This window comes from Anaerosporobacter faecicola, assembly GCF_012070565.1.
GTDB lineage: Bacteria > Bacillota > Clostridia > Lachnospirales > Lachnospiraceae > Anaerosporobacter > Anaerosporobacter faecicola.
The window spans coordinates 1-1,801 of sequence record NZ_JAAQRO010000045.1 but is presented as its reverse complement, the minus strand read 5'-3'; the positions used below and the strand labels follow the sequence as shown (position 1 = coordinate 1,801).

The 1,801-nt window shown below is 33.8% G+C and carries 2 protein-coding genes; both read left to right on the top strand.

The window, feature by feature from the left end:
* Window positions 1-61: 61 nt before the first annotated feature.
* The gene (locus HBB17_RS18070; protein WP_167958903.1) at window positions 62-751 is read left to right on the top strand and encodes a helix-turn-helix domain-containing protein; all 690 of its coding nucleotides are present in this window, start codon (window positions 62-64) and stop codon (window positions 749-751) included.
* The gene (locus tag HBB17_RS18065; RefSeq protein WP_274380799.1) at window positions 748-1,713 is read left to right on the top strand and encodes an IS3 family transposase; all 966 of its coding nucleotides are present in this window, start codon (window positions 748-750) and stop codon (window positions 1,711-1,713) included. Before HBB17_RS18070 ends, HBB17_RS18065 begins: the two co-directional genes overlap by 4 nt.
* Window positions 1,714-1,801 lie beyond the last annotated feature (88 nt).

Genomic DNA, 1,801 nt, shown 5'->3' with positions numbered 1-1,801 from the left:
TGATATGATTCCCCTTAAGTAGACAAGGTAAATAACCAAATCTACTTAGGGGGAAATTTTTATGTCCAAATATACGACAGAAATAAGGCTAGCAGCATGCAAAGAATATTTTGATGGAAAGTTATCACGAAGAGAGATTTGTCAAAAGTATGGTATTCACTTTAGTGAATCTAAAAGGACATCAATTCTTGATGAGTGGATTATACGATATCAAGAGTTAGGTGCAAATGCATTTATTAAACCCAACGGAAATCGAACCTACTATAGTGAAGAAAAGATTCGTATTGTTGAAGAATATTTAGAGGGAAAAGGAAGTTTACAATCCATCGCCGCCAAATACGGAATTCCTTCAAAAGAGGCCCTTCGTAAATGGGTTTTGATGTATAATGCCAATAGACTACTTAAAGATTATGATCCTAAGCGGGAGGTCTATATGGCAGAAGCAAGAAGAAAAACTACTATCGAAGAACGTAAGAAAATTGTTGAATACTGTTTATCACATAATAGAGATTACAAAGGTACGGCTAGCCTATTTGATGTTTCATACAGTCAAGTGTATTCATGGGTAAAGAAATATGATGCTACCGGAGAAGACGGCTTAGTGGACAAACGTGGTCATCATAAGAGTAATGATGAAGTGGATGAATTAGAACGCTTGCGAAGGGAAAACAAACGTCTCAAACGTCAGTTAGAGGAAAATGATATGTTAGTTCAACTGTTAAAAAAAGTGAAAGAATTCGAAGGGATGTGAGGCTGGGCAAACAACGACAGGAATCAAAGTATATGGCTATCAAATACTTTTATGAAAACAAGAACTGGAGTATTAATTGGATGTGTAAACATTTATCTATTTCAAGAGCAGCTTATTATAAATGGTTACATAGAGAAATACCAATTCAGGAACAAGAAAATATCGAACTGGCTAATCTTATCAAAGAGTATGATGAGCGATTCAAACACATATTGGGGTATCGAAGAATGACTTCTTGGATTAATCATTTCAATCATACTAACTATAGTAAAAAACGAGTTCATAGAATAATGAAGACGCTAAATATTCATTCTGTTATCAGAAAGAAAAAAAAGAAATATTTATCTTCAACTCCACAAGCAGTTGCTGAAAACATCATGAAAAGAGATTTCTACGCAACTGCACCAAATCAAAAATGGGCAACAGATGTAACTGAGTTCAAAGTGCCAGGAGAAAAGAAAAAACTATATTTAAGTGCCATTATCGATCTATATGATCGATATCCAGTTTCATATGTAATAAGTTGTAGAAATGATAATAGATTGGTGTTTAAAACATTTGATAAAGCTATTATAGCTAATCCAGATGCTAAACCTATTTTTCATAGTGATAGAGGTTTTCAGTATACTAGCAAGATATTCCAAAGGAAACTTAAAAATCAAGAAATGCAACAATCAATGTCTAGAGTAGGTCATTGTATTGATAACGGGCCGACAGAAGGTTTCTGGGGAATAATCAAATCAGAAATGTATGTAATGTATGAAATCACAAATGAAGAAACGCTTAGGCATGCAATCAAAGATTATCTTAGATTTTATGCTGATGAACGCATACAAGAACGATACCATAACAAAACCCCCTTGGAAGTAAGGTTAGAAGCTCTATCTACTAAACAAACTAAAGCTTATCCTATCACAGAAAACAAACGAATCAAAAAATACAAAGAAAAATGGTGTGCATAAAAAATGACCATACCTCATACGAAGTATGGTCATTCAGTAAACACTCATTTTAGATATTTAACCTGTCTACTTGACAGGGGGCATATCA